Source organism: Sinosporangium siamense (assembly GCF_016863435.1).
GTDB lineage: Bacteria > Actinomycetota > Actinomycetes > Streptosporangiales > Streptosporangiaceae > Sinosporangium > Sinosporangium siamense.
Genome location: NZ_BOOW01000015.1, coordinates 64,309 through 89,609 on the forward strand (window position 1 = coordinate 64,309; position 25,301 = coordinate 89,609).

A 25,301-nucleotide genomic window follows, 5' to 3' on the forward strand; every position below is an offset into this window, starting at 1 on the left:
GCGGGTATGCTCGCGGCTCGTGGAGCCGCTTGCCGCCGTTCTCCTGGCCGCCGCCCTCATATTGATCCCCGCCCTGGTGCTGTGGCGCATGTGGCACGGGCGGCGTGAGCTCGGCGGCGGACCCGCCGAGCGCGCCACCTTCGAAACCCTGCACACCGCCTCCCTTGCCGCGCCGCCGCTGCGCGCCGGGTTGTCGCAGACCGGCGCCGAGAAGGCCGTCAAACACCTGCGCCACCTGCTCGGCTCACCCGCGCTCGCGATCACCGACGACGAACGCCTCCTCGTCTACGACGGTGTCGGCGACCACCACGCCCGCCAGGTGTTCGACCACGTCAAACACACCCTGGAACACGGCCGCACCCAGGTCGTGGGCCCCGGCGCCGTCTCCTGCGGCCGGCCGGGCTGCCCCATCATCTTCGCCGTCGTCGTGCCCCTCACCACCGACGGCCGCATCGTCGGCACCCTCGCGGCCTACGGCACCCACGCCTCCGCCGGGCTCGTGCGCGCCGCCGAGGAGGTCGCGGGCTGGGTCAGCTCCCAGCTCGAACTCGCCGAGCTCGATCGGTCGCGCACCCTGCTCATCGAGGCCGAGGTGCGCGCCCTGCGCGCCCAGATCTCCCCGCACTTCATCTACAACTCCCTCACCACCATCGCCTCCTTCACCCGCACCGACCCCGAGCGGGCCCGCGAGCTCCTCCTGGAGTTCGCCGACTTCACCCGCTATTCCTTCGGCAAACACGGCGACTTCACGACCCTCGCCGAGGAACTGCGCTCCATCGACCACTACCTCACCCTGGAGCGGGCCCGCTTCGGCGATCACCTCCAGGTCACCTTGCGGATCGCCCCCGAGGTGCTCGGCGTCGCCGTACCCTTCCTGTGCCTCCAGCCGCTGGTCGAAAACGCCGTACGCCACGGCCTGGAAACCGAGGCCCGCAGCGGCCGCGTCACCATCCTGGCCGAGGACGCCGGCGCCGAGTGCCGCATCAGCGTCGAGGACGACGGCCTCGGCATGGACCCCGAGCGGCTCAAGCGCATCCTCGCCGGCGACGTCGCCGAGCGCTCGGAGCAGGGCGGCGTCGGCCTCGCCAACGTCGACGAACGCCTGCGCCAGGTCTACGGCCACGAATACGGCCTGGTCGTGGAGACCGCGCTCGGCGCCGGCACCAAGGTCAACATCCGCCTCCCGAAGTACCACCCCAACGCCTCCGCCCGCTGAGACCTGTGGTCCTGCGCCCGTCTGGAAGGTGCCCGCGCGGGAGGTGCTTTGATGAGGTTTAGGGGGTGAAGGTCTGTGCGATCGCACCTTCAGGGGCCGTCACGGGGGTGTCGGCGGTCCCGTGAAGTCATCGGGGGAAGACGATGGGCCAGGCACGCGAAGCCATGGACAGAATGATCGGCGGGTTCCGCGCCAAGGACATGGACAAGGTCATGAGCGCGCTCAGTCCCGCGGTGGTGGTCACCAGCCCTGAGGGGGTCGCCCAGGGCCATGAGGAGTTCAGCTCCTACGTCGCCCTGTTCTGGGAGGCGTTTCCCGACGCTCTCGCGGCGGAGGAGGCGTCCGCGGAGGCGACGAGGGGAGACACGGCGGTCTGCGAGGTGTCGGTCACGGCCACCCACACCGGCCCCTACCTGGTGGCGGGCGCCGTCATCCCGCCTACGGGCCGGGCCCTGCGGCTGCGGATCTGCTACGTGGGCACGGTCGAGGACGGGGTCATCGTGAGCCTGCGCGAGTACTACGACCAGATGGACCTGCTGACCCAGCTCGGCCACCGGCCCGAGATGGTCTGAGGGGAACCGCTTTACTCTGTACGCTGTATAATGTACTGTGTACGGAGTTGGTTGCACCATACAAAGGAGTTCCCTTGCGCATCTCCGCGTCCGCCGTCTCTCTCAACGTCGAGGATGTCGCGGCCTCCAGCGCGTTCCTCACGAAGCACTTCGGCTTCACGGAGCAGGCCGCCGACCCCGCGGGCTTCGCCTCGTTGTCGCGGGAGGACTCCGGGATGAACGTCGTGTTCCTCCGCCGGGGCCTCTCCTCCCTCCCCGCCGACCAGCGTGACGATCACGCCCGAGGCCTCATCCTCGCCTTCGAGGTCGACGACCTCGAAGGCGAGCTCGCCCGCCTCGAAGCGGAAGGAGTCACCATCACCATGCCCCTCACCCCCGAGCCGTGGGGCGAGCGCGCCTTCCAGGTGCGCGACCCCAACGGCGTCATCGTGCAGCTCGTCGACTGGAAGGGCGAGGTCACCAGCACCACCCACCACTGACGCCCCGGGTGACGCCGGCCTCGTCCGGGCGGCGCTCGCCTCCTGCATGCGATCCCGGATGCCCCTGGGCGAGGTACGGCGAAGCCGGAGGCCGGCCTCACGTCCCCTCCCCGGGCTTCCTGGCGGGGAACGTGAGGCCGTTCCCGGTGTACGGCGAAGCGGTCGCGCCGAGAGCCGAAACGATCACCTCGGCCAGCCGCGCGGGGTGACTCAGGTGCGGAGCGTGTCCGGCTCCCGGGATGAGCCGCCCTTGCGCCTGAGGAAGCTCGGCGGTGAGCAGGTCGACCACGGGCTTGTAGGCCGGGGGGCCCGCGTCGCCGTAGGTGATCAGGATGGGGTGGGGGAAGCCGGTGAGGATCTCGGGCCGGATGGCCAGCCGGTCGGGGTCACGATATTGGTCGAGCCAGGTGTCGGCGTTCGCGACACATGTGCGGCGCATCTCCTCAGTGAAGAGGCCCGTCCAGGTTCCCGGGCCGAAGCCGACCTTTTCCACAAAGTGGTGTGCACCCTCGGCGAGGAACCCCTGCGACAGCAGTTCCGCCGCGATCTTCATCTCGGCTGACGCCGTCGTGGCGAGGTGCCGGGTGGATTCGTCCGCGGTCAGGAGGGCGAACAGCGGTGGTTCATGGATGACGAGCCCGCTCGTGAGCTCGGGATGTCCGGCACCGAACAGCAGCGCCACGCACGAACCGTACGAATGCCCCACGACAAGAGGCCGGTCGAGTGCCAGTTCGGAGATCAGGCAGGCCAGGTCCCGGGCATCCTCACGAATGCTCCCCTGTCCGGGAGGGCGGGTGCTCTTGCTGTGGCCGCGCCTGTCGTAGCCGACGACCTGACAGTGAGGGCTCAGGAGCGGCACTACCCGGTCCCAGGACCGGTGGTCGTCCCATGATCCGTGCACGAGCACCACGGGACGGCCTGTCCCGGTGATCTCGACGTACAGTTCGGCGTCAGTGCAGTGAACGTGTTGCAGCACGTGGTCCTTCTTGCGGTTCTCAATGAGATATGGCTGACTCCGCCAGGTCTGGAGCGCGATGCAGTCGGGCGAGGCGTGCCATGCCAATGACGACGGCGACACTGAGCGGCCCGATCAGTGCGGCGCCGAGCGGGGCGACGGCGAACAGCGCCCCCGCGACGGCGGCGCCGGCCGCCAAACTCACGATGACCACGGTGCGCAGCAGTGTGGCTTCGCCGTGTTTCGCGGCGAGACCGGCCATGACCGAGGTCATCGTGCCGGTGACGAAGGTGGTGGTGACACCCGCGACGGCGAGCCGGCGTGCCGCCGCCGTCTGCACACCCATCGCCGCCGACGACAGGACCACGAGAATCAAGATCATGTATCCACGTGGCTGAGCGTCGTTGAGCGCCCACCCGACCCAGAACGCCGCCTGCAGCACGAGGTCGGCACCGAGGGCCGCTGTCACGCGGGACGGCCACATTCCCTGCAGGTCGCTCTGCCCGATGGCCAGAAAGCCGCCGAGAAGCCCGGCGGCGAACGCCAGCGTGGCGGCGGCGCACAGGGCGAACTCGAACCACTGCGCCTGGCTCGCGGCCAGCCCCAGGAGCACGATGTTGCCCGTCATATTGGCGGTGAACACTTGATTTAGACCGAGAAAGCCGACGATGTCGGTCGCGCCGGCCCCGAATGTCAGAGCCACGAGCAGACCGGCCCGCAGCCGGGCCCGCCTGACCGCCACGCTGCCCGGAGGCGGGCGATTCTCAACCTCCGCCGTCACCGGTCACTCCAAGACCGCGTGAACAGGGTGCGGTGCCGCCGGTGAGCACCGAGTTCCGGCGGCGCGTGTCATGCCGGTGCCTCACGCTGATGCCGGCACCACTTTCTCGCGGAAGGCGGCCAGGGCCGCCGCACCGACAGCTTTGTCCTGTTCGCCGTTGCCGCCGCTCACGCCCACGGCACCGATCACCTGGCCCTCGTGCACGATGGGAAATCCGCCAACGAAAACGGCGAACTTGCCCGGGTGCATGTGACTGATGCCGAAGGCCTCGTTGCCCGGCAGGGCGGGTCCGTCCGGCGGTTCGTTGAACTTGTGGGTGTCACGCTGGTGGCCCGCGGCGGTGAACGCCTTGGCGATCGCGATGTCGACCCCGGTGAGCCGAGCGCCTGTCATCCGGTGCAGCGCGATGGGGTGAGCGCCGTCGTCGGCGATGCATATCGTTTGCTTCACGCCGATGCGACCGGCCTCCTGCGCAGCGGCCTCGAGCATGATCAAGGCGTCTTCCAGCGTCAGCCGATATATGGAATACATTTCGCCTCCCTGAAGGAATTAATGTGGATTCACCAGGCCTATTGCGGTGGGTGGCCGGCAATAGAAAGATTGTCGGGCCGATGCTGTGTTTCCCTTTTTAAGGAACCGATCCCGATGTATTGCTGAAACGGCGTCCGGAAAATAAAGTGTGGCCGATGTGGAAGCTTGGGTGCCGAGGGCCGGCGAAAGCTTCAGGTGACCGTCACCCAGTGTCCGCGTGGATGCTCAGCTGGGGCAATGTACAATCTACCGAACGATCATGATGGGATTTGGGCAGATGGCACATGATCCTCTAGGTGTGGCCCCAAACGACGACGCAGGCGTAACCATCCGAGTTCTGCTTACCGAACCGCTGCTACACGGTCGCGTGGTGGCTGGCCGCGCTGAGCTTGACCGAATGGTCACATGGTGTCTTCCGCTCTCCGAGCTTCATTTCTCTTCCGACCTCTCAGGTGTGGCCGTTCACGCACCGGCCACGGCATTCACCTCTCCCGCCCAAACAGAGACGCTTATCAAAGATCTCGCCAGGCTCCATGCCTCGGCATTGCTCGTCTGGCCGCCTCCGGGCGAGGCGGCGCCAGACCTCACCGTCGCGGCGCGGGCGGCGGGCAAGGCGGGGGTGCCGATCATCGAGCTCCGCCCGGAAGCCGACTACCGGACGGTCAGCCGGCTGGTGGCGGGGAAGACGCTGGCCCAGACGTCGCACGTTCTTCAATACGGCGATCACGTGCACCGGGCTCTGGCGGAGGTGCTGGCCCGGGGATCGGGCATTCCCGCGATGGCGAGGGCCATCACCGGCCTGTCGCACTGCCCGGTCATGGTGGTCGCCGCGAGTGGTGAGCTCCTGGCCGCCTCGGGGTTCGGCTCCGCGAAGAAGGCGGCCGAGGCCGGGCGGTTGCTCACCGAGAACCTCGCGTCGCTCCGCGGCGGGTCGTGGGCCGGCACCGGACCGTTCGAGCTGGAGCTCGTCTCCGAGCAGCCGGCGCGGGAGTTCGCCGCAGACGGCGCAGAGCGGCCGGTCCGTGCGCTGGGCGCCGCGATCGTGTTCGGCGGAGAGCTCTACGGGTGGCTGCTCCTCATCGAGCCGTCAGGGCCACTCGACGATCACGACCTGGCTCACCAGCGCGTGATAGCAGAGCATGGGGCGACGCTGACCGGCTCTGAGATGCTCCGCTTACATTCCATCGAGGTCGCGGAGGAACGCGCCCGGGGCGACTTCGTCGACTGCCTGATCCACAGGCGCTTCGCCGATCAATACGAACTGCAGGCCCGGGCCCGCCACCACAGGTTCGACGTCGATCGGTCCTACGCGGTGTACGTGGTCACCGCGGCCGCGCTGACCGTGGGGCGCCGTGATCCGGGCTACATGTCAGCCATGATGCGGATCATTCACGCGATCGAACCTCCGGATGAGCGCAGGACACTCGCCGCGCCGGTCGGCACCTCCATCGTGGTCATCCTGCGGCTCCCGAAGTCGCCGGCGGAGCTGCGGGACTCGCTGCGGGAGCAGCCTGCCGTCGCGCAATATGCCCACCAGCTTCACCGGGCACTGCGCGGCAAGACCGGAGAGGATCTGCGCATCACCTATGGCCAGTCCGGGCATGGCGCGCAAGGAGTCGCGGCGGGCTACTACGAGGCGCAGGTGGCCATGGGGCTCGCCCGCCGCACGGGGGCGGCGCCGGTCTGCGGCTACGGCGACCTCCGCATCTTCGCCGCGATCAAAGACGTGGCCGCGAGCGACGAGGGGAGGGCGTTCGCGCGCGAGACGCTGGGAGCGCTCCGCCGGGTGCGCAGCCAGACCGGTGACCTGGAACAGATCGTGCTCGCCTACATCAAGGCGTCGGGCAATCTGAACGCCGCGGCGCGCAGCCTGAATCTCCATCGCAACACGATGTTGTACAAGCTGGAGCGGGCTTCGCGCGCACTCCGCATGGACATCCGGCTGGCCGACACTCAGTTCATGGTGTGGCTCGCCCACCACATCGACATCCTGGCCTCGGTGACGGGCACCATGTCCGACGAACTCGCTCCGCCGGGTGACGACCATCCGTGATCCGGGGGAGCTAGACGGTTTGCTCGCCGTCCGCCGCCGGATCGGGGCCGGCGAACGAGCCCAGCAGCCCGGCGACCGCCACAGCGGCGCCCGCGAGGAAAACAAGGCCGAACGCGGGTGCTCGATCGATCACGCCGGCGGCCCATGCCGTACCCAGCACCGCCCCGCCGAATCTCGTCAGGTTGAACAGGCCGAGTCCGGCCCCGAGCCGGCCGGCGCGTGAGCGCGTCGCGCCTATCGCCGCCGGGGTCTGCACGAAGGCGATGCCGGCGCCGACGGTCACGAGTGCGCCCATGAGCAGGGGCAGGTGAGGCTCCGCGGTGCTGAGGACGACGGCGGAGAGGACCTGACCGGCGATCAGGATCACCAGCCCCAGGCGAAGTGCGAATCTGGCGCCCGCACGCTCCAGCGTGACGCCCGCGACAGGGGCGAGCACCACCATGGCCAGGGGAACGCCCAGCATCATCGCCCCCGTCGCCTGGGCGCTGACGCCGTGCTCGCCTATCAGGTAGAGCGGCATCGCCAGCAGGGTCGCACCCAGGCAGAACATCTGAGCTGAGACGGCCAGACATGAGCGTAGGTAGCGGGACTCCACGACGAGGCGCGGGGGGAGGAACGGCTCGGCGTGGCGGCGTTCGACCACCACGAACACCACGAGTGTCAGCACTGCGAGGAACGCCCCCGCCCACACGGCAGGTGATCGTGTTCCCACCGCGGCGGCCGCCGACATGGTGCCGAGTGCGAGAAACGAGGTAAGCGTGAGGAGTGTCGCCCCGGCCCATTCCAGCGGAATCGCACGCGGCCGGCTCTTCGGCAGGAGCGCGAAGGCGAGCACCAGCCCGGCGAGGGACAGGAGTGCGACGGGCCAGAACACCGCCCGCCAGCCGAACCAGGCCGCGAGGACGCCGCCGAGGGCGGGACTGGCCGCCTGGCCGAGGCCGTTCGCCGCGGCCCACGCCGCCAGCGCCCGGCCACGGCGAGGCCCGTCGGCGCCCTCGCTGATCAAGGCCATGACCGTGGGCAGGATCGCCGCCGTGGCCACACCCTGCACGACTCTGCAGGCGACCAGGAGCGGCAAGGCGGGCGCCGCGGCGGCGGCGGCCGAGCCGGCTCCCAGAACGAGTAGTGCGAGGCAGAAGAGCCGGCGGTGCCCTACGCGGTCACCCAGCCATCCCGCGATCGGCAGTAGCACCGCGAAGGGCAACGTGAATGCCGTGATGACCAGTGATCCCGCCGCGAGCGACACGTCCAGGTCGCCGATGAGCAGGGGCATCGGAACGTTGACGATGTTACTGGCCAGCGTGGCGGTGAAGGTGGCCAGCAGGAGCGGCACCAGTGCCGCCCGTCTCCAGTGGTCCGGCCGCGGAGCCTTCAGCCGGTCACCTCCGGGGCACGCCCGCGACGGGGGATGTGGGAGGAGGCGGCGTCCTCCGGCAGCTGTACGAAGATCTCGCCGTTCTCCTCCTTCGACGGATAGACCCGAATGGGTTTGGTCGCCGGGGGAGTGATCGGCTCACCGGAGTCGTAGTCGAACACGCTGCCGTGACATGAGCACAGGAGGCCGTCCGCGGTCGCCAGGCCCGAGGACAGCAGGCAGTCGAGGTGGGTGCAGTAGTTCGACATGATGTGGACGTGGCCCTCCCAGCGGGCCACCGCGAGCTCGATCTCGTCGACGAAGAATCGGCGTACGACGCCCTCGGGCACCTGACCCGATCGAGCGACACGCTGGTAATCCATCAGAGTCTCCTAGTGAGTGGCTGCCGACAGGTCGGCGAGGTCGACGTTCTCGTCGCGGAGTCCTGCGGGGTCGGGCATGGCACGGGCGGAGATCATCTGTCTGGCCACGGCGATGTCGCCGCCCCTGTCGACCGCGAACGCGGCTCGCAGGACGCCGTTGTGCAGATAGAAGGCGGTGAAGTCGAAGCTGTCGGCCTGCCCGCGGACGACGATCTCATCGCATCCGTGCCCGTGTCCGACGTGCTGGAGGTTGCGGCCGAACTGGTCGGACCAGAACCAGTGCGGAGCCGTGTAGGCGATGCGCTCACCAAGGATGTTTTTGGCGGCGGCCATGCCCTGACCGTTCGCGTTGTCGAAATGCTCCACGCGCAGGTGCCGCTCGAAGAGCGGGTGGTAGTGGCGGGCCACGTCTCCCGCCGCGAAGACGCCCGCCACGCCTGTCCGGCAGTGTTCGTCGACGACGACGCCGTTGTTCAGCTCCACTCCCGAGCCGATGAGGGGCTCCACGTTGGGCACCACACCCACAGCGATCACGACCACGTCGGCTTCTATCGCGCGGCCGGCCGTGGTCGTGACGACCGCGGCGTCCGCCGTCTCCATGTACTTCTCGACCGTCTCGCCGGTGCGGAGATCGACGCCGTGTTCGCGTTGCAGGGCGGCGCACACCTCGCCCATACGGCGGCCGAGGACATGCCCCAGCGGATGATCGGCGCGCTCAAGCACTGTGACGGACGCACCCAGTTCGCGGGCGGTGGACGCCACCTCGGCGCCGATGAATCCGGCGCCTATCACGAGCACGTGAGCACCTGGCCGGAGATCGGCGCCCAGCCGGTTGGCGTCGGCAAGTGTGCGGAGATAGCGCACACGCTCACCCTCGACGCCGGGCAGTCTGCGGGGCCGGGTGCCGGTGGCCACCAGCAGCGCGTCGGCCTCCAGGAGGGTCCCGTCGGCCAGCTCCACCGACCGTGACCCCCGATGCACTTTGCGCACGTGCGCGCCCAGGCGCAGGCCGACCTCGTTGCGGTCACACCAATCCTCGGTGAGCAGCCACAGGCCGTCCTCGCCCTCCCGCCCTGAGAGGTAATCCTTGGACAGCGGAGGACGTTGGTAGGGGCGCACGGCTTCTTCGCCGACCACCGTGATCCGGCCGCCGAGACCGCGCCGTCTCAGCGTGCGTGCCGCGACCGCGGCGGTCTGGCCCGCACCGACTATGATCACCGATTCGGTCATCACCGCTCCTCGGAGGTAAGCGCGCGAGGGCTGGGGTTCACGAAAACCGCACCCTGTTCGATTCGCACGTCGTAGGTGGGCTGACACTCCTCACGGTCCGCCGCGCGGCCGGTTTGAGGATCGAAGGCCCATTGGTGGCCGGGACAGATGATCTGACCGTTCAGCACCGTGCCCTTGGTCAGCGAGCGCTGCTTGTGCACGCAGACATCGCTCACGGCGTATACCGTGCCGCCGATCAGGAACAGGCCGATCTGCTGTGTACCGACCACGACGAGCTTGCGTTTGCGCCGCGCCAGCTCCTCAAGGGATGCGACTTCCACCCAGCTTCCCAACGTCTTACCTCGGTCTCGCGGTGTCTCATGCGGATGGTGTCCGGTTCACCGGCGCCGGGCCCGCGGCCCGGCACCGGTGAGTGCGCTATGCGCCGACGAGGTCCGACTTGACATAGTGGTTGTAGAGCCCCTCGGTGTACGAGTAGCGCATTTCAGCGCCGTAGCGGCACATCTGCAGGCTGCGCTGCTGTAGCTCGGGCGTCGTGGCGTGGTCCAGCACGATCTGGTAGCCACGCTCCCCGTGCACCTCGTCGGAGGTGATGTGCAGGTCGAAGAACTCGATCTCGTCCTCGGTGAAGCCGTAGACCTCGCGCAGCGGCACGATCTGCTTGCGGTAGATGGCCGGAACCTGCGATTCGAGCCCCACCACGAGCGCGGCCGTGGCCACCACGAAGTGTTCGCGCATCGCGACGGCGTAGCACCAGGACTGCAGACCGCGCGTGATCGGGTTCATGTTCGACGGGTCCTCGACCCGCTCACGGGTGGTTCCGCAGGCCTCGGCGAACCGGATGAGAAGATCGGTGTGCCTGATGTCGGCGAGTTCCTCCTCATACATGTTCTGCAGGGTGAAGTCCTTGGCGCCGGTGTACTGATCCGGCGTGTTGGCGTAGACGTAGGACAGGTAGTCGGCGAACGGCCCGACGTAGTGGTAGTGGTTCTCCGCCCACCGGGCGAAGTGCTCACGCTTGAGCCTGCCCTCCGCCCACGCCTTGCTGAAAGAGGCGTCCTTGGCCTGACGGCCCTTGATGGCGTCTTGCAGCGCCTGACGGAAATCCTGCCTCGACAAGAGCTCCGGCTCCGACATCATCGGCTCCTTCCCTAACGCACGTAGTGCTTGAAGACTACGAATTTCGGGGATCGTTTCGTACGGTCATCCGGCACAAGGATTCACCGGTCCCGTGTGCACTCCACACGGAATTGTGAATCAGTCCGGCGGAGAGACGTAGACGCTCTTCTCTTGTGTGTAAAAGAGCATCATGGAGTCCCCCGCCTGCTCTTTAAACGTTTGCGTGCTGGATTCCTTAAGTCCGCCGAAGGGCACGTTCACGGCCATGCCAGTGGTGGGCTGATTGATTTTCACCAGCCCGGACTGGCTGCGGCGGGCGAAGGCCAGGGCACGTCCCAGATCGCGTGTGACGATCGCGGAGGACAGGCCGTAGTCGGTGCTGTTGGCCATGTCGAGCGCCTCGTCGAAGTCCGCGGCGCGCTGAAAGCCGAGAAGCGGGCCGAAGACCTCTTCCCTGCCCAGGCGCATCCCGGGAGTGAGACCGGCGAATATCGTGGGGCGGACGAAGAGACCGGACTTCAGTTCCGGGTCGCCGAGACGTTCACCCCCGGTCACCAGTCGCGCCCCCTCTTCACGACCGATGTGTACATAATCGAGGAACTTCCGCATTTGGAAGTCGGCGGCGAGGGGGCCCATATCGACGCCTTGTCCGAGCCCGTTCCCCACCGTGAGGGCTTCGGTGAGCACGGTGACACGCTCAAGAAGCGGCTCGTAAACGGCATTGACCGCTATCACCCTGCTCGTGCCCGTGCACGCCTGCCCGCTCAAACCGAAAGCGCCTTTGACGATAATCCTCGCGGCCTGCTCCAGATCCGCGTCGGGAAGGACCACCACCGGATTCTTGCCGCCCATTTCAAGTTGAACTCGGCGCGACGGCCCGACAGCGGCGTGCACGGCCTGGCCGGCCGGTGTGGAGCCGGTGAAGGTCACCGCGGCGACACGCGGATCCGCCGCGACCGCCGCTCCCGCGTCGCCTCCGCCCTGGACCAGGGCCAGCGCACGCGGCGGAACTCCCGCGGCCACAAGCGCCTCCACCAGCCGCTGCGCCAGGAGAGGCGTGACGGGCGAGGGTTTGAACACGACGCCGTTGCCGGCGGCGAGCGCGGGCCCGAGCTTGCGGGAGGGGATGTTGATCGGAAAATTCCATGGGGTCACGGCCCCCACCACACCCACAGGTTCTGGCCACGTGTAGACCAGCCCGCCGCCCTCGGCGGGATAGCTCCGCCCGGAGATCCGCAGCCCCTCGGCGGCGTAGAACCGCAGGTTCATCGGAGTGCGCCTGACCTCGACGGACGCCTCGGGCAGCGTTTTTCCCTCTTCCCGCACCAGTTCCTCGGTCAGTTCCGCGGCACGCTCTTCGAGGAGATCGGCGGCCTTCTCGAGAACTCGGGCCCGATTCTCGGCGGAAGTGCTCGACCACTCGGACGCGCCCTCGCCGACCGCCCTCACCGCCGCGTGGACATCGGCGGCGGACGACAGCGGGAAGTCCCCGATCACATCGTCGTCGTCGGCCGGGTTGCGCCGGGTGAAGGTCTCTCCCGACTGGGCGGGGACCCACCGCCCTCCGATGAAATTGAGTCCACGACGCCGCGTCATACCGGGTTCTCCTTGTCACTTGCGTGCCGGCCGTAGGCCGCGGTCAGCTCCACTTCCACCGGCGCCCCGCCGGGCAGAGCGCGAACGCCGATCGCGGTGCGCGCCGGGGCGCCCAGCTCGGGAAGCGCGGCCGCCAGCGCGGCCGACGCACCGTCGGCGACCTTCGACAGGTCGGTGAATCCCTCGGCGCAGGCGATGAAGACGCTCAGCCGCAGGAGCGCACGAAGGTGCTTCACCCCTCCTGCCGCGCCGGCCGCCGCCGACAACGCGTTTCTTGCCGCCAGGCCGGCGGCCTGCGCCGCTGCGGCGACACTCACCTCCGCGCCCACCAGGCCCGTCACCGTGAGTACGCCGTCTCGCCGGGGCGTCATACCGGCGGTGAAGACGAGAGCGGAGCAGGGGACGCGCGGCTGACATGACGCGGGTACGTAGTCACCCTGCGGTTGAGGCACTCGGGGGAGTGCCGGATCTGTATTCGTCTCAAACACCGAGCGCCACTCCGTCCTGTCTGGGGTCCGCCGCACCGAGCAGCACGCCAGGCTCCTCGCCGGCCGAGATGACCAGCGCGCTGCCGCCCGCCGCCCAGGCACCTTGGGTCACCACGTCGTGCCCGAGCTCTCGGAGCCGTTCCAGGGCCGCGCCGCCCAACCGGCTCTCGCATCGGAGTTCGGGGGCACGGGCCAGGACGTCGGCGTCGCTGCCGGGGAAGACGGTGAACCTCGGGGCGCCCACGGCTTCGGCCGGGTTGGCGCCGTGATCGATCAAATGTGAGAGCAGCTGCATGTTCCATTGGACTTGCCCGTCGCCGCCGGGCGTGTTCCCCACGTGACGCAACCGGCCCGCCTCGTCGGTGACGATCCAGGCGTTCAGGGTGTGCAGCGGGCGCCGCCGCGGAGCCACCTCATTGGGGTGGCCGTCGCGAAGGTAGGCGCCGCGGCCAAGCCGGTTGTTGAGCAGGACACCGGTCTCCGGCACCGAGGCGCGGGCACCGAAGGTGAAGGCCAGCGAGTGAATCAAGGTGACGGCCTGACCGGTGGCGTCCACCGCCACCACCGAGGTGGTGTCGCCGTCGAAGGGCACCGGTGAGGGGGCGAGCCCGGTGACCTCGCCCCGGTCGATGCGACGGCGCCGTGAGGCGAGCGAGGCCGGTGTCAGCAACTCCTGCCAGCGGTCGTTGCCTGAGGCGCATGCGGCCAGCCGATCCGCGAAAGCGATGCGCGCAGCACCGGCCGCCCAGTGGACCGCCTCGGCGGAAAGCCACGGCAGCCTCGACAGCTCACCGTCGCACAGACCGGCCTGTTGCAGCACCATCCACCCCGGTGTCGGCAGCGGTGTCTGATGCACTGTCAGCCCCTGATAGCGGACCGTGACCGATGGGCCGATCAGGGCGGACCCGCCGGCGGCCCACTCCTCGCCCGAGAACGGGGCTCCGCCCGCCGTCAAGGCGGCGACGGCACGCTCGGCGAGTGCGCCGGTGTAGAAGGCGCCCGGCGCCCCGGCGAGGCGGCGCAGAGTCGCGGCGAGTTCCGCCTGCACGAGGGGTTCGCCGGCGCGTAGGGGGCGTCCCCGCGGCAGGAAGACGGCGGCCGCGCCGGCGTCCTTCGCCAGCGCCGTCTCGTGTTCGACGATGTCGAGGTGGGTCTTGACGGTGCAGGGCAGGCCACGCGCGGCGGCTGCGATCGCGGGTGCCCACAACTCCTCCAGGTCACGGGTCGCCGCGGCCTTGTGCAGTTCCGCCAGGGCGGCCACGGCGCCGGGCACGGCGACCGCCAGTGCTCCCTCAAGAGGAATGGCGGCCAGTCCACGATCTCGATAGAAGCCGGGCCAACCCCCGTCGGGCCCGAAGCCGCTGCCGCCGAAGGAGACGACCGTCCCGTCCGGCCTCCGCAGCAAGGCGAACGCGTCGCCGCCCACCCCGCACTGGCCGGGCAGCGCCACCCACGACATCGCCGCCATGGCGAGCGCGGCGTCCACCGCGTTGCCGCCGCTGTCCAGAACCCGGGCACCGGCGAGACTTACGCCGGGATGGCTGGAGGCCACCATCGCGCCGCCCATGGTGGGCCCTGTGGGAGGACGCTGCCAATCATTGCGCGATATACACACGGCGACCATTCTGCGTGCGCCGCCATCGCCTTTATATGGGCGAAGTGCTAGAGAAGCGGCGGCTGTATATGGGCAGCCTGCACACGCCCGGAGCGGAGTGGAAATGTTTTATGCGGGCGGCGCCGGACGCTTTCGGTAGAGTGCACAAGGCGCTCCAGGCAGATTGTGCATCTTGCCCGTTGTGGTCCTGTGGTGGAGCGGACAAAAGTCTGTGCATCCGACTACGGCCGGCACATGTGCCGTGCAAAAAAGGAAGGTGCCATGGCTCTAGGCGCTGCCCATTGGGTCTACTTAGCCGGAATCATACTCATCATCGCCGTGATGATCGCGCGGAAGAATGTCGTCATACCAGCAATAGCCGCCACGCTGGTGACCACCTGGGTGTACACCGGAAGTCCGATCGCCGGTATGCAGTCGATGTTCAACGCCAGCCTCGCCGCGGCCAGCGAGCTTTTCAATATTTTCCTCATCATCGCGCTGATGACCGGTCTGCTGGGCGCCTTGCAATCCATGGGAGCCGACCGGCGCATGGTGGAGCCGCTCCATCCGGTCATGCGCAACGGCGGCAGCGCCTTCTGGGTGATCGCGCTCGCGACGTACGTGATCGGACTCTTCTTCTGGCCTACTCCCGCCGCCGCGCTCGTCGGCGGGGTCCTGCTGCCCGTCGCGATCCGTGCCGGCCTGTCCCCGATGGCCGCCGCGTTCGGCATGTCGATCGCGGGTCAAGGCATGGCCCTGTCCAGTGACTATGTCATCCAGGTGGCTCCCGGTCTTTCGGCCAAGGCGGCGGGGGTGAGCACCACCGCCGTGGCCGACCGCGCACTGGTGCTGTCCCTCGTCACCGGAGTGCTCGCACTGGTGATCGGCTACTTCCTCCTGCGCAAGACCTTCACCGCGCCCAGTGCGGAGAACTTCACCCAGTGGGAGAAGCGCGCGCAGACGATTTCCGAGGACGAAGAATCAAATGGAACGATACAAACCGCGCCTCAGCGGACCACCACCTCGAAGGTGTTCGCGGTCGTCGTCCCGGTGGCGTTCGCGCTGTTGATGGGATATATGCTCCTCGGAAAGTTCACCGATCTGGTGCCCGAGGCCATCGGTGGCAGCGCGTCCGCCTTGATCGGCGGCCTGGCGTTGCTCCTGTTGATAGCGGCCTCGGTCGGGGCGGACAGACTCGGCGGTCTCGAATCCTCCGCGAAGCATTTCGTCGACGGACTCCTGTTCTCGGTAAAGGCCATGGGCGCCGTCGTCCCCATCGCCGGCTTCTTCTTCATCGGCAATCCGGAGCTGGCGGGGCGCATCTTCGGTCTCGAAGAGGGGAGCCAGGCACCTCGTTTCCTCTTCGACCTCGCCGAGCGCAGCCAGGACATCATTCCGCAGACACCGTTCTTCGCCGCGTTCACGCTGCTGATCATCGGCATGCTGGCGGGCATCGACGGGGCGGGGTTCGTGGGTCTGCCGCTGACCGGTTCGGTGGCGGGGTCGCTGGGACTCGCGGTCGACACCGACCCCGCTCTGCTGGCCGCGGTAGGGCAGATGGGCTCGGTGTGGGTCGGTGGCGGGACGCTGATCGCCTGGTCGTCGCTGCTCGCCGTGGCGGCCATCGCCCGCGTCTCCGTGCTTGACCTCGCCCGATTGTCCTTCATCCCCGTCGTGATCGGGCTGATCGTCTCGACGATTGTCGGCACCATCATCTTTTGAGCCATGGCAGGCCCGGCCCCGGCCTCGGCCTTCCCCGCCCGTGCCCTGGGCGAGGTACGGCGAGGCCGGGGCGGGTCTCACCGGCCGGTCTCACGTTCCCCGGCCGTGGCCGTGGGCGGGGAACGTGGGACCGATCTCGGTTGACGGCGGGTCAGGCGCCGGAGCCGCTGCCCTTGACGGCGACGACGTCGATCTCGACGAGGATGCCGCCGAGGTTGGAGCCGGCGGTGGTGCGGGCCGGCCGGGGTTCGTCGAAGAACTCGCGGTAGGCGGTGTCGAAGCCGTCCCAGTCGTTGTCGACGTCGGCGAGGTGCGCGGTCACCTTGACGACGTCCTGGAGGCCGGTGCCCGCGGCGTGGAGTGCGGCGGCGACGTTGCGCAGTGTCTGGCGGGTCTGTTCGGCGACGTCGCCGCCGACGACGGTGCGGGTGACCGGGTCGACCGGGCCGAAGCCGGCGGTGTAGACGAGGTCTCCTGCGACGACCGCCTGCGAATAGGCCCCCCGCGGGGGCGGGGCCTGATCGGTGTGCACGCCCCGCTTTTTATGGTCGCTCATCAGATACCTCCGAGGAGACCCCCACCTTCAGGCGGGGGAGGAATCGGACCCCTGTGGAGCAGGACAGGGGCAGGCGTTTCGCCGTTTCGAACATCCGGTGAGAGGCCGGTGTCAGAGCACGAGGGAGGCGGCGTCCTGGTAGCCGCTGCCGCCGGGGCGTGGGGTGGAGCTCCACGGGTTCCCGGAGGTCGCGCCGGTGTTGGGGTAGATGGACACGTTGCCGGAGGCGTCGCCGACGACGAGGTCGGGTCCGGTGCCGCCGGTCACGTGTCCGAGGTTGAGTGTGCGGGTGCCGGTCCAGGTGCCGGGGATCCTGATCGGGTCGGTGGAGGCGCCGGTCGGGAAGACCCAGAGCGATCCGTCGTTCTCCAGGTCGACAAGGTCGGCGATGCCGTCGCGGTCGATGTCGCCGAGCGCGAGCCGGGTGGCGGTCTGCCAGTTGCTGCCGACCCAGGCGCGCGTGTCCCAGGGGAAGGCGGTGGCGGATCCGTTGCCCGGGTAGGCGAACATGTCGCCGTTCGGGGAGCGTCCGACGACGTCGGCGCGTCCGTCGCCGGTGACGTCGCCCAGCAGCAGGGAGTTGAAGATGTTCCAGCCGTTGCCGCCGAAGTAACGTGTGCTCCAGGGCGAGCCGGTGGTGGAGCCGTTGTTGATGTAGATCCACAGGGTGCCGCCGTCGATGCGCCTGTCGAGCGCGATCAGGTCCTGGCGGCGGTCGCCGTTGACGTCGCCGAGGTAGACCTGGGAGGCGGAGCCCCAGTCGGTGCCGGCGGCGGTCCTGGCGGGCCAGGGGTTGCCGGTGGCCGAGCCGTCGTGGGGGAAGAGCCACAGTTCGCTGTTACGGGCGACCTGGGTGACGAGTTCGAGCTTGCCGTCGCCGTTGACGTCGCCGGTCATGACGTCGAACGCGTAGTTGAAGCCGGTGCCCGCCGCGAAGCGTGCCGTCGGCGACCACATGGCTCCCGCCGTACCGCTCTGCCAGGGGTGGACCCACAGGGAGCCGGAGGTGTCGCGGGCGATGAGGTCGGGGCGGCCGTCGCCGGTGACGTCGGCCATGCTCAGCCGGTCGGAGGTGTTCCAGCCGCCGGTGCTGCCGAAGACGATCGAGGTCCAGAAGTTGGTCGAGGTCGCTCCGTTGTGGGGGTAGACGAGGACGGCCCCTTCGCCGTTGCGCGCCACGATCTCGGGGCGGTTGTCGCCGGTGACGTCGCCCACCGAGAGGGTCTGGGCGAGGTTCCATCCGCTGCCCGACCAGATCGGCGAGCGTGTCCAGGGGTTGGCGGCCGTGGCGCCGTTGCCGGGATAGACGTAGAGGGTGCCGCCGCCCACCGAGGGGTTGCGCGCGACCAGGTCGGGCTTGCCGTCGCCGGTGACGTCGGCCACCGCGACCTTGTCGAGGGAGTTCCAGCCGGTTCCGGCGGCGATGCGGCTGGGCCAGGGGTTGGCCGCGTTCGAGCCGTCGTGCGGATAGAGCCACAGGGTGCCGCTGGACACCGCCGGGTCACGTGCGATGACGTCGGCGCGGCCGTCGCCGGTGACGTCGGCGAGGAGCACGAGGTCGGCGAATCCCCACTGGGAGGAGGTGGCGGTGAAGGCCGCCTCCCACGGGTTGGAGGTGGTCGCGCCGTTGTTGGCGTGGACGCGCAGCGATCCCGCGTCGGCGCCGGAGAGCTGGGCGACCAGGTCGGCGCGCCCATCGCCGTTGACGTCGGGCGGAAGCGCGGCGCTGCGAGCGGCGGCGGCCGGAGCGGCGGGACGCTCCTTGGACCTGATGGCGCTCACGTCCCACGTCTTCTTCTTGCCCTTGAGCTTGACGGGCTTGCCTGGCCTGGTGACGCGGTGGTGGTCCCCGGGCGGGCCGGCCGCCGCGTGCGCGGCCGGGAGCGCGGTGGCGAGTACGGCGAGAGCCACGGCGGCCGCCGTGACGATGCGGAGGGGGGGTGTCATCTGATACCTCCGAGGAAACCCCCGCCTTCGGGCGGGGGAGGAATCGGACTCCTGCGGAGCAGGGAAGAGGCAGGCGACTCGTCGGCGGGCGAATCGCCGTATCGAACAAACGAGCGATCCCTGCATGATCGCGCGATAGAGTGCGAGGCGTGGCGCAGACCGTGAAGCGAGCCTACAAATATCGCTTCTATCCGACCCCCGGGCAGGCTGGAGAGCTCGCCCGGACGTTCGGCTGCGTCCGCCTCGTCTACAACGAGGCCCTGGAGGAGCGCACCCGCGCCTACACCCTCGAAGGACGCCGCATCTCCTATGCGGAGTCGTCGGCCCTCCTGACCGCGTGGAAGCGCGGCGGGGAGTACGACTTCCTGTTCGAGGTGTCCTCGGTCCCGCTCCAGCAGGCGCTGCGCCACCTGCAAGCGGCGTTCGTGAACTTCTTCGCCAAACGCGCCAAGTACCCAGTGTTCAAGTCGCGGAAGAAGTCTCGTGCGTCGGCGGAGTACACCCACTCGGCGTTCCGCTGGCGCGACGGCAGGCTGACCCTGGCGAAGATGGACGCGCCGCTGGACATCGTGTGGTCGCGCCCACTGCCGGAGGGCGCGGAGCCGTCCACGGTCACGGTGTCGAGGGACGCGGCCGGGCGCTGGTTCGTGTCGATCCTGGTGGAGGAGAGGATCGTGCCGCTGCCCTCCGTCGACGCCCGGGTGGGGGTGGACGCGGGCATCGCGGCGCTGGTCACGCTCTCCACGGGTGAGAAGATCGTCAACCCCCGGCATGAACGGGCCGACCGGCGCAGGCTGGCCAAGGCTCAGCGGGCGCTTGCCCGCAAGGCCGGAGGTTCCGCGAACCGGGCCAAGGCCCGGGTGAAGGTAGCCAGGGTGTATGCCCGGATCGCCGACCGGCGCCGCGATCTGTTGCACAAGGTCTCCACACCGCTTGTTCACGAGAATCAAGTGATCGCCGTGGAGGACCTGGCCGTCTGCAACATGGTCCGCAACCGCTCCCTGGCCCGCGCCATTTCGGACGCCGGGTGGCGGGATCTGCGGATGATGCTGGAGTACAAGGCCGCCTGGTACGGCAGGCGGCTTGCTGTGGTGGACCGCTGGTTCCCGTCCAGCAGGCTGTGCTCGGCCTGCGGAGCGCTGCAAGACAGGTTGCCGCTGAACGTCCGCACGTGGAAGTGCGCCTGCGGCGCGGTCCACGACCGGGATGTCAACGCTGCTAGGAACGTACTCGCCGCCGGGCTGGCGGAGAGCTGAAACGCCTGTGGAGCTGGTGTAAGACCTCAACGGGAGTCCTCTCGGGCGGGCAGCCGGCGGCGAAGCAGGAACTCTCACGGGCGACCATGGGAATCCCGTTCCACGAGGGAGGGGAGGATGTCAACGAAGCACGATCCTTCGGCCGGCGCGGTACCTGTTTCCGTTGACGATGATCCATTTGAGCCCGGGCAGCGGCGGGCTCTCGACCACCGTCTGCTTGGGCTTGTGGTGCCAGTCGCCGCTGAACTCCACTTTGAGGGTGTCGCGGCGGCGGTCCAGCGACATGCGCAGCGTCACCGGGCCGAACTTGGTGGGGATCTTCTCGAAGCGGGTTTGCTTGTCGGCCGACAGCCACTCCAGGGGGCAGAGCCGCAGGAGGTAGAGCTGGTCGGGGGTGAGGCTGTCGTCGACGACCGCGTGAAGGAGCGACCAGACGATGATGGGATAGGAGAAGAGGTTGCCGTAGATCGCGTTGCGGTGCTCGCTTGAAATGTAGGTGTCCTGGGACAGCCCGCCGGTGAGCAGGCCGTACAGCCCCTCGATGAAATGCGCCCGGTCCCCCAGCTGCCAGTTGTGGAACATGTTCCAGCTGTAGCAGGGCTCGGCGGAGGACTGCTCGTGGTCGAGGACGGCGGGGTAGAGCGCGTTGTGGTGCACGGGGTCGTAGATCCGGTGGTTGGGGCCCACCCGGAAGAACTCCACGAACGACTTCATCATCGGGTCGGAGGCCGGGAGGAGACCGGCCCACACCGACATCAGCGCGCCGGTGTCCAGCATGGTGAAGGCGTCCCAGACTCCCTCACCGGCGAACTGCGGCCGGAAGACCGGCCACTCCTTGCCTTCGGCGTCCTTCCACTTCTTCGATCTGTCGGCCAGGTCGCGTACGGCTTGCGCGAACGTTGTACGGAAGGTCTCGGCGAACGTCGCGAACTCCGCCGCGCGGGGGTGTTTGAGGCGTTGCAGCAGTTCGACCGCCGAGGCGAAGCCCTTGTAGGTGAAGCACTGGCTGATGAAGCCCTGGGTTTCGACGCCCTCGTCGGTGGAGTGGCCGGGCGGCATCAGCCCTTTGACGCCGCTGTGGTTGGTGAGCGCGCAGGCCTGGACGACGAAGTCGCAGGCCTTCACGATGACGTCGAGCCATTTGTCGATGAACTCGCGGCGGTCGGTCAGCAGGGCGTGCACGGACAGGATCTCCAGGATGGCGCCGTGGTCGCTCATCCAGTCGATGGCCTGGAGCGTTTTCGGGGTGGACAGATATCCCGGGTAGGAGCCGCCGGCGAAGACGGCTCCGGGCGGGACGCGGGTTCCCTGGGTGGCCTTGTAGATCTCGATGTGCTTTTCGACGACGTCGTGGTAGCCGAGCCGGTCCATGAACATGTGGCTGACCATGGAGGTGGGCGTGCTCCACAGCACGTCGTAGGCGTAGGAGCCGGACAGGAAGGTGAACAGTCCGGTGTCGGGGCTCTTCTCGGCGACGATCTGGGCGAGTTGCGGGCCTCGTCGTACGACCTGGTTGACATAGTTCTCGGGGGTTTCGACGGTGGCGAGGGTGGTGCCCTGCTCCTGCCAGTGCCCCTTGCACTGGGCGAGTGCGCCGTCGCGGCCCAGCGCGGCCTCGGCCTTGGCGTCGTCGACGGACTGCGGCAGCATCGGGATCAGCACGTCGACGTGGGCTCCCACGGTCACCGGCAGGCCGAGCCGCAGGTCGTAGACCCCTTTCCGTTTGGGGTTCTCCGTCATGGCGATCGAGCCCTTGTCGGCTGTGATCACGATGACCTTGGCCTTGCCCTCGGAGTCGGTGATCGGCACCGTGAGGGGCTTCCCGCTCGGGTTCCAGACACGTTGCATCGTCAGCCCGCCCGCGATGGGCGCCGTGTCGGGAAATATGGTGAGCGGCACCCCGTTTTCCTGCTGGTAGGGGCCGGCGGGTTTCATGTAGGAGCCGCTGAGCCAGAGCTGGAAGACGAAGTCCTTGGGCGCGATGAGCGGGTCGGCGTAGACGACCTCGAAGCGGGTCCAGGAGTAGATCGGCTCGACCGCCGTCTCGACCGGGCCCCCGCCGGGCACATGGGCGAACACCGACTGCTTGATGACGAGTCCCTCGTGGCGCCGGTGCTCGGTCCACAGGACGGGCACGTCGCTGTCCTCCTGCCAGCCCTGCTGCCAGTAGCCGAGGTCGTCGTCCCACACCTCCCGGACCGAATCGGGGAAGTCGCGGAAGCCGCCGCCCCGCTGCGGCATCACGACCGTCGTCTGGAAGTTCTTGCCCCGGTAGGGCTCGGTGTTGGGCTTGGCGGCCATTACCCAGGCCGGATCGCAGATGAGGGCGCCGTTGTAGACGACGTTGAAGCGGAACAGGTGCCCCTTCCACCCGATCGGCGTCCACACATTGCGCTGGGGGAGCCACCAGTTTTTGGAGCGTTCTACATTGGGTTCCGGGTCGGTCGCGGCGAGCGGCGTCGGCACGAACGTGTCGGCCTGCGCGCTCGCCGGCGCGGTGAAGTTGACGGCGGTGGCCAGGGCTCCTCCGGCGGCGGCTCCGCCGGTCATGAAGAGCATTCGGCGCCTGGAAGGTTGATTCACTCGGGACAGCCTCCTCGAACGGCACGGCGGTGCGCGGTGCCGGACGTGACGACGGGGGAGAGGAAGAAGGCTTCGATATTTCGAAGATGTATCCGAAATATCGCGATATTGGGAACTTTGGCATCGTCATGCGGGAAAGGCAAGAGGTGGCGCCACGGAAAGTGACGCCCCGCGCCGGCGGCGCCGCGCCCCGCCGGCGCGGCGTCAGCGCACCGCCGAACCGTCGGGCAGATCGAGCATGTCCAGTTCGGAGCGGGTGGGCAGCCCCTCCCAGTCGCCGTGGCAGGCCACCGCGAACGCCCCCGTGGTGACGCCCCGCGCGAGCCGCGCGGCGGCGGGCAGCCCGTCAAGCACCCCGGAGAGATAGCCGGCGACGAAGGCGTCCCCCGCGCCAATCGGGTCGACCGCGGTCACGGGCCTGGCGGGCAGGTGCAGCGTCTCCCGCGTGGTGACCACGCTCGCGCCCGCCGCCCCGCGCTTGACCACGACCTCGCTCACCCCTGCGGCGAGCAGCCCCGCCACCAGCTCGGCCTCGCCGCCACCCGCGCCGGTGAGGGGAAGTTCCTCCTCCGAGGCGACGACGATGTCCGCCTGGACGGCGAGAGCGGTCAGCGTACGGCGGGCCGTGCTCTCGGACCAGAGCCTGGCGCGGTGGTTCACGTCGAGGCAGACACGCGCGCCGGCGCTCCGGGCCAGGCGCACGGCGGCCTGTACGGCTTGCGCCGGGCCGGGGCCGAGCGCCGGGGTCACCCCGGTGACGTGCAGGACACGTGGCGGAGACGGGTGGAGCGCGAAGGCGCTCTCCACGTCGCCCGCCGACAGTGTGCCGCCCGCCGAGGCGCGCCGGTGGTAGTCCACCCGCGTCACGCCCGTCATGCGCTGCTCGAAGACGACGATGCCGGTGGGGGCGGGGTCGGTTCGCAGCGCGCCGACGGCGACGCCTTCGGCGCGCAGCGTGCGGCGCACCAGGTCCCCCAGCCGGTCGGGGCCGACGGCGCCGGCGAAGGACACGCCGTGTCCGAGGCGGGCGAGGCCGATGGCGACGTTGGCCTCCGCGCCCGCCACGCTGATGTGTGCGCCGCCGCCGAGGTTGATGGGCCCGTCTGCGCGCAGGCAGGCCATGGCCTCGCCGAGTGTCACGACCTCAGACATCGCCGCGCCTCCGCTCTCCGTGCCAGGCATCGTCCCGTCCGCGTTCTGCGTGCCGGGCTTCGTCCCGCCCGCGTTCCCCGTGTCGGCCTTCGTTCCGCTCCCGTTCCTCGTGCTGGGCGTCGTCCCGTCCGCGTTCCCCATGCCAGGCTGCGGTGAAGGCGCGTGCTCGTTCGGTGAGATCCGCCCATCGGCGACCGGCGGCGAGCTCGGCGGAGACGAGGGCCCCGCCCACGCCCACGCCGGCGCATCCCGCGCCGGCGTAGGCGGGGACGTCCGCGAGGCGCACGCCGCCGGTGGGCAGCAGGGGCACGTCGTCGAGCGGTTCGCGGACGGCGCGGATGTAGCCCGGGCCGCCCAGGGCGGCCACGGGGAAGACCTTGACCGCGGCTGCGCCGTACCCCGCGGCCAGGTCGATCTCGGTCGGGGTGAGCGCGCCGCACGCCACGGGGACGCCGGCGGCGCGGGCGAGGCCGAGTACGGCGGGGACCGTCGTCGGGGTCACCAGGAAGCGGGCGCCGGCGTCGATCGCGGCCTCGGCGTCCGCGGCGGTGCGCACGGTGCCGGCTCCGGCGACGACGCCCGGGTGGGTGTTCCAGCGGGTGACGGCGGCGAGGGCGCCCGGGGTGGGCAGCGTGACTTCCATAAGGGTCACACCGCCCTCCAGCAGGGCGGATGCGATGGCGTCCACGGGTTCCCGGTCGCGCAGGCGGATGATGGCCACGACACCGGAGAGGGTCGGCTGCGGATTCTTTGGTTCAGCTCTCACAGAGGCCCACGTTTCGATATTATGAAACTATTCTCGGAATCCGAGAATATCCGACCTCGCAGTGAGGGCCCTGGAGGGCCGCGCCACGGGGATCCCGCACACGGCGACCGAAAGGCAGGACTCCGTCATGTCCGATGGCGGCAATCAGGCGGAGCGTCCCGCCTCCACAGGGGTGGACCGCACGCTCACCGTCCTGGAGCGGCTGGTGATGGCCGAAGACGACCTCACCCTGACGGCGCTGGCCAAGATCACCCGCATCCCGCTGGCCACCTGCGCGAGCATCGTCTACACGCTGGAGCACCGCGGATATGCCACCCGGCGCATCGTCGGGCGCAGCCATTTCTGGCGTCCCACTCTGCGTCTCTACAGCCTGGCCAGTCAACTGGTCCGCAAGGTGGACCTTTCGCAGATTGCGACCGCCGAGATGCGCGCGCTCGGCGAGGAGATCGGCATGCCCGTGCACATCGGCGTCCTGGACGGCGCGTCGGTGGTCTACGTGGCGAAGGCCGCCACTCCCGGCTTCATCCAGTTCGACACCTACCCGGGCAAGGTCGCCCCGTTCGACCTGACCGCTCTCGGCCGGGCCATCTCCGCGCACCTGCCGGAGGACGAGCTGGCGGTCCTGCTGCCCCATCTCCGCCAAGGACAGGGGCCGCGGGCCAGGGAGGCCGGGCCGGAGGCGTTCAAGGCGTTGCTTTCCGAGGTGCGCGCCGACGGCTACGCCATCGAGGAGGAAGAGGAGCAGGCGGAGATCTCGTGCGCGGCGGCCCCGTTCTTCGACGCCGGAGGCAGGGTCGCGGGGGCCGTCGGGGTGACCGGCTTCGCCCGTGACTTCGCGGGGGACAAGCGCGCCGTGGCCGCCGCCGGAGTGGTCCGCCTGGGGGCTGTGATCTCGCGGCGGCTCGGATACCGGGCGGAGTCATTGCCATCGGAGCTAGTCGGCCCTTAAGATTCGGTCTATCGGAAAT

General features: G+C 69.0%; 22 protein-coding genes and 1 pseudogene. 7 read left to right on the forward strand and 16 right to left on the reverse strand.

All coding sequences use genetic code 11. The features are described from left to right. Positions 1-19 precede the first annotated feature (19 nt). The 3 genes from Ssi02_RS12465 (at position 20) to Ssi02_RS12475 (ending at position 2,267) form a co-directional block, all read left to right on the forward strand. Positions 20-1,216, forward strand: a complete 1,197-nt coding sequence (locus tag Ssi02_RS12465) for a histidine kinase (protein ID WP_239128852.1) — start codon at positions 20-22, stop codon at positions 1,214-1,216. Between the two features lie 164 nt (positions 1,217-1,380). Further along, a complete protein-coding gene (locus tag Ssi02_RS12470) occupies positions 1,381-1,788 on the forward strand; it encodes an ester cyclase (RefSeq protein WP_204025057.1) in 408 nt (135 codons plus the stop codon). Positions 1,789-1,862: 74 nt separating this feature from the next. Continuing rightward, entirely contained in the window at positions 1,863-2,267 is a 405-nt protein-coding gene (locus Ssi02_RS12475) for a VOC family protein (protein WP_204025065.1), read from the forward strand. 97 nt (positions 2,268-2,364) lie between these two features. Here Ssi02_RS12475 and Ssi02_RS12480 read toward each other — a convergent pair whose 3' ends face one another. From Ssi02_RS12480 to Ssi02_RS12490, 3 genes are all read right to left on the reverse strand, one after another. Further along, positions 2,365-3,243: an alpha/beta fold hydrolase gene (locus tag Ssi02_RS12480; protein ID WP_204025066.1), complete on the reverse strand. Its 879-nt coding sequence runs from the start codon at positions 3,241-3,243 to the stop codon at positions 2,365-2,367. A gap of 19 nt (positions 3,244-3,262) precedes the next feature. Then, positions 3,263-4,003, reverse strand: coding sequence for a YoaK family protein (locus tag Ssi02_RS12485; protein WP_204025067.1), 741 nt, complete (start codon positions 4,001-4,003; stop codon positions 3,263-3,265). A gap of 81 nt (positions 4,004-4,084) precedes the next feature. Next, positions 4,085-4,534 (reverse strand): GlcG/HbpS family heme-binding protein, encoded by a 450-nt coding sequence (locus Ssi02_RS12490; RefSeq protein ID WP_204025068.1) that lies wholly within the window; start codon positions 4,532-4,534, stop codon positions 4,085-4,087. 454 nt (positions 4,535-4,988) lie between these two features. Here Ssi02_RS12490 and Ssi02_RS12495 point away from each other — a divergent pair, with 454 nt between their 5' ends. After that, the gene (locus Ssi02_RS12495; RefSeq protein WP_204025070.1) at positions 4,989-6,587 is read left to right on the forward strand and encodes a PucR family transcriptional regulator; all 1,599 of its coding nucleotides are present in this window, start codon (positions 4,989-4,991) and stop codon (positions 6,585-6,587) included. Positions 6,588-6,597: 10 nt separating this feature from the next. Here the strand turns inward: Ssi02_RS12495 and Ssi02_RS12500 are convergent, their stop codons facing one another. The 8 genes from Ssi02_RS12500 to Ssi02_RS12535 form a co-directional block, all read right to left on the reverse strand. Then, positions 6,598-7,920 carry an MFS transporter gene (locus Ssi02_RS12500; protein WP_204025072.1) on the reverse strand — a complete coding sequence of 441 codons (1,323 nt, stop codon included), beginning with the start codon at positions 7,918-7,920 and terminating at the stop codon, positions 6,598-6,600. A 38-nt stretch (positions 7,921-7,958) separates the two neighbouring features. Continuing rightward, the gene (locus tag Ssi02_RS12505; RefSeq protein ID WP_204025082.1) at positions 7,959-8,324 is read right to left on the reverse strand and encodes a Rieske (2Fe-2S) protein; all 366 of its coding nucleotides are present in this window, start codon (positions 8,322-8,324) and stop codon (positions 7,959-7,961) included. A gap of 9 nt (positions 8,325-8,333) precedes the next feature. Then, the gene (locus Ssi02_RS12510) at positions 8,334-9,554 is read right to left on the reverse strand and encodes an NAD(P)/FAD-dependent oxidoreductase (RefSeq protein ID WP_204025085.1); all 1,221 of its coding nucleotides are present in this window, start codon (positions 9,552-9,554) and stop codon (positions 8,334-8,336) included. After that, the gene (locus Ssi02_RS12515) at positions 9,554-9,874 is read right to left on the reverse strand and encodes a Rieske (2Fe-2S) protein (RefSeq protein WP_204025090.1); all 321 of its coding nucleotides are present in this window, start codon (positions 9,872-9,874) and stop codon (positions 9,554-9,556) included. Before Ssi02_RS12515 ends, Ssi02_RS12510 begins: the two co-directional genes overlap by 1 nt. A gap of 97 nt (positions 9,875-9,971) precedes the next feature. Beyond that, entirely contained in the window at positions 9,972-10,691 is a 720-nt protein-coding gene (locus tag Ssi02_RS12520; protein ID WP_204025091.1) for an iron-containing redox enzyme family protein, read from the reverse strand. A 120-nt stretch (positions 10,692-10,811) separates the two neighbouring features. Continuing rightward, positions 10,812-12,269: an aldehyde dehydrogenase family protein gene (locus Ssi02_RS12525; protein WP_204025092.1), complete on the reverse strand. Its 1,458-nt coding sequence runs from the start codon at positions 12,267-12,269 to the stop codon at positions 10,812-10,814. Next, complete coding sequence (locus tag Ssi02_RS12530) at positions 12,266-12,757, reverse strand: Rid family hydrolase (protein WP_204025093.1); 492 nt, start codon at positions 12,755-12,757, stop codon at positions 12,266-12,268. The genes Ssi02_RS12525 and Ssi02_RS12530 overlap by 4 nt, the downstream gene beginning before the upstream one ends. Beyond that, positions 12,750-14,324, reverse strand: a complete 1,575-nt coding sequence (locus Ssi02_RS12535) for a gamma-glutamyltransferase (RefSeq protein WP_204025095.1) — start codon at positions 14,322-14,324, stop codon at positions 12,750-12,752. Before Ssi02_RS12535 ends, Ssi02_RS12530 begins: the two co-directional genes overlap by 8 nt. 309 nt (positions 14,325-14,633) lie before the next feature. Here Ssi02_RS12535 and Ssi02_RS12540 point away from each other — a divergent pair, with 309 nt between their 5' ends. Continuing rightward, a complete protein-coding gene (locus tag Ssi02_RS12540; RefSeq protein ID WP_204025097.1) occupies positions 14,634-16,073 on the forward strand; it encodes a hypothetical protein in 1,440 nt (479 codons plus the stop codon). 151 nt (positions 16,074-16,224) lie between these two features. Here Ssi02_RS12540 and Ssi02_RS12545 read toward each other — a convergent pair whose 3' ends face one another. Beyond that, on the reverse strand, positions 16,225-16,629 hold the full coding sequence (locus Ssi02_RS12545; protein ID WP_204025098.1) for a RidA family protein: 405 nt from the start codon (positions 16,627-16,629) through the stop codon (positions 16,225-16,227). A 111-nt stretch (positions 16,630-16,740) separates the two neighbouring features. Then, complete coding sequence (locus Ssi02_RS12550; RefSeq protein WP_204025100.1) at positions 16,741-18,576, reverse strand: FG-GAP repeat domain-containing protein; 1,836 nt, start codon at positions 18,574-18,576, stop codon at positions 16,741-16,743. 149 nt (positions 18,577-18,725) lie between these two features. On the opposite strand from Ssi02_RS12550, the pseudogene Ssi02_RS12555 reads away from it, so the two are divergent. Continuing rightward, positions 18,726-19,999 (forward strand): annotated as a pseudogene (locus tag Ssi02_RS12555) (RNA-guided endonuclease InsQ/TnpB family protein). Here Ssi02_RS12555 and Ssi02_RS12560 read toward each other — a convergent pair. The 3 genes from Ssi02_RS12560 to Ssi02_RS12570 form a co-directional block, all read right to left on the reverse strand. Further along, a complete protein-coding gene (locus Ssi02_RS12560; RefSeq protein ID WP_204025104.1) occupies positions 19,953-22,382 on the reverse strand; it encodes a hypothetical protein in 2,430 nt (809 codons plus the stop codon). The pseudogene Ssi02_RS12555 and the gene Ssi02_RS12560 overlap by 47 nt on opposite strands. A gap of 237 nt (positions 22,383-22,619) precedes the next feature. After that, the gene (locus Ssi02_RS12565; protein WP_204025106.1) at positions 22,620-23,567 is read right to left on the reverse strand and encodes a sugar kinase; all 948 of its coding nucleotides are present in this window, start codon (positions 23,565-23,567) and stop codon (positions 22,620-22,622) included. Next, a complete protein-coding gene (locus Ssi02_RS12570) occupies positions 23,560-24,333 on the reverse strand; it encodes a bifunctional 4-hydroxy-2-oxoglutarate aldolase/2-dehydro-3-deoxy-phosphogluconate aldolase (protein WP_204025108.1) in 774 nt (257 codons plus the stop codon). The genes Ssi02_RS12565 and Ssi02_RS12570 overlap by 8 nt, the downstream gene beginning before the upstream one ends. 127 nt (positions 24,334-24,460) lie before the next feature. Between Ssi02_RS12570 and Ssi02_RS12575 the strand changes: the two genes are divergently transcribed. Then, positions 24,461-25,282, forward strand: coding sequence for an IclR family transcriptional regulator (locus Ssi02_RS12575; protein WP_204025109.1), 822 nt, complete (start codon positions 24,461-24,463; stop codon positions 25,280-25,282). Positions 25,283-25,301: the final 19 nt, after the last annotated feature.

Excerpts from the sequence above, each read along its gene's own strand:
- Ssi02_RS12550 (WP_204025100.1), bottom strand. The coding sequence starts at position 18,576 with ATGACACCCCCCCTCCGCATCGTCACGGCGGCCGCCGTGGCTCTCGCC.
- Ssi02_RS12565 (WP_204025106.1), bottom strand. The coding sequence starts at position 23,567 with ATGTCTGAGGTCGTGACACTCGGCGAGGCCATGGCCTGCCTGCGCGCA.
- Ssi02_RS12520 (WP_204025091.1), bottom strand. The coding sequence starts at position 10,691 with ATGTCGGAGCCGGAGCTCTTGTCGAGGCAGGATTTCCGTCAGGCGCTG.
- Ssi02_RS12540 (WP_204025097.1), top strand. The coding sequence starts at position 14,634 with ATGGCTCTAGGCGCTGCCCATTGGGTCTACTTAGCCGGAATCATACTC.
- Ssi02_RS12470 (WP_204025057.1), top strand. The coding sequence starts at position 1,381 with ATGGACAGAATGATCGGCGGGTTCCGCGCCAAGGACATGGACAAGGTC.
- Ssi02_RS12505 (WP_204025082.1), bottom strand. The coding sequence starts at position 8,324 with ATGGATTACCAGCGTGTCGCTCGATCGGGTCAGGTGCCCGAGGGCGTC.
- Ssi02_RS12545 (WP_204025098.1), bottom strand. The coding sequence starts at position 16,629 with ATGAGCGACCATAAAAAGCGGGGCGTGCACACCGATCAGGCCCCGCCC.
- Ssi02_RS12535 (WP_204025095.1), bottom strand. The coding sequence starts at position 14,324 with ATGGGCGGCGCGATGGTGGCCTCCAGCCATCCCGGCGTAAGTCTCGCC.
- Ssi02_RS12490 (WP_204025068.1), bottom strand. The coding sequence starts at position 4,534 with ATGTATTCCATATATCGGCTGACGCTGGAAGACGCCTTGATCATGCTC.
- Ssi02_RS12575 (WP_204025109.1), top strand. The coding sequence starts at position 24,461 with ATGTCCGATGGCGGCAATCAGGCGGAGCGTCCCGCCTCCACAGGGGTG.
- Ssi02_RS12525 (WP_204025092.1), bottom strand. The coding sequence starts at position 12,269 with ATGACGCGGCGTCGTGGACTCAATTTCATCGGAGGGCGGTGGGTCCCC.
- Ssi02_RS12510 (WP_204025085.1), bottom strand. The coding sequence starts at position 9,554 with ATGACCGAATCGGTGATCATAGTCGGTGCGGGCCAGACCGCCGCGGTC.
- Ssi02_RS12560 (WP_204025104.1), bottom strand. The coding sequence starts at position 22,382 with ATGACCGGCGGAGCCGCCGCCGGAGGAGCCCTGGCCACCGCCGTCAAC.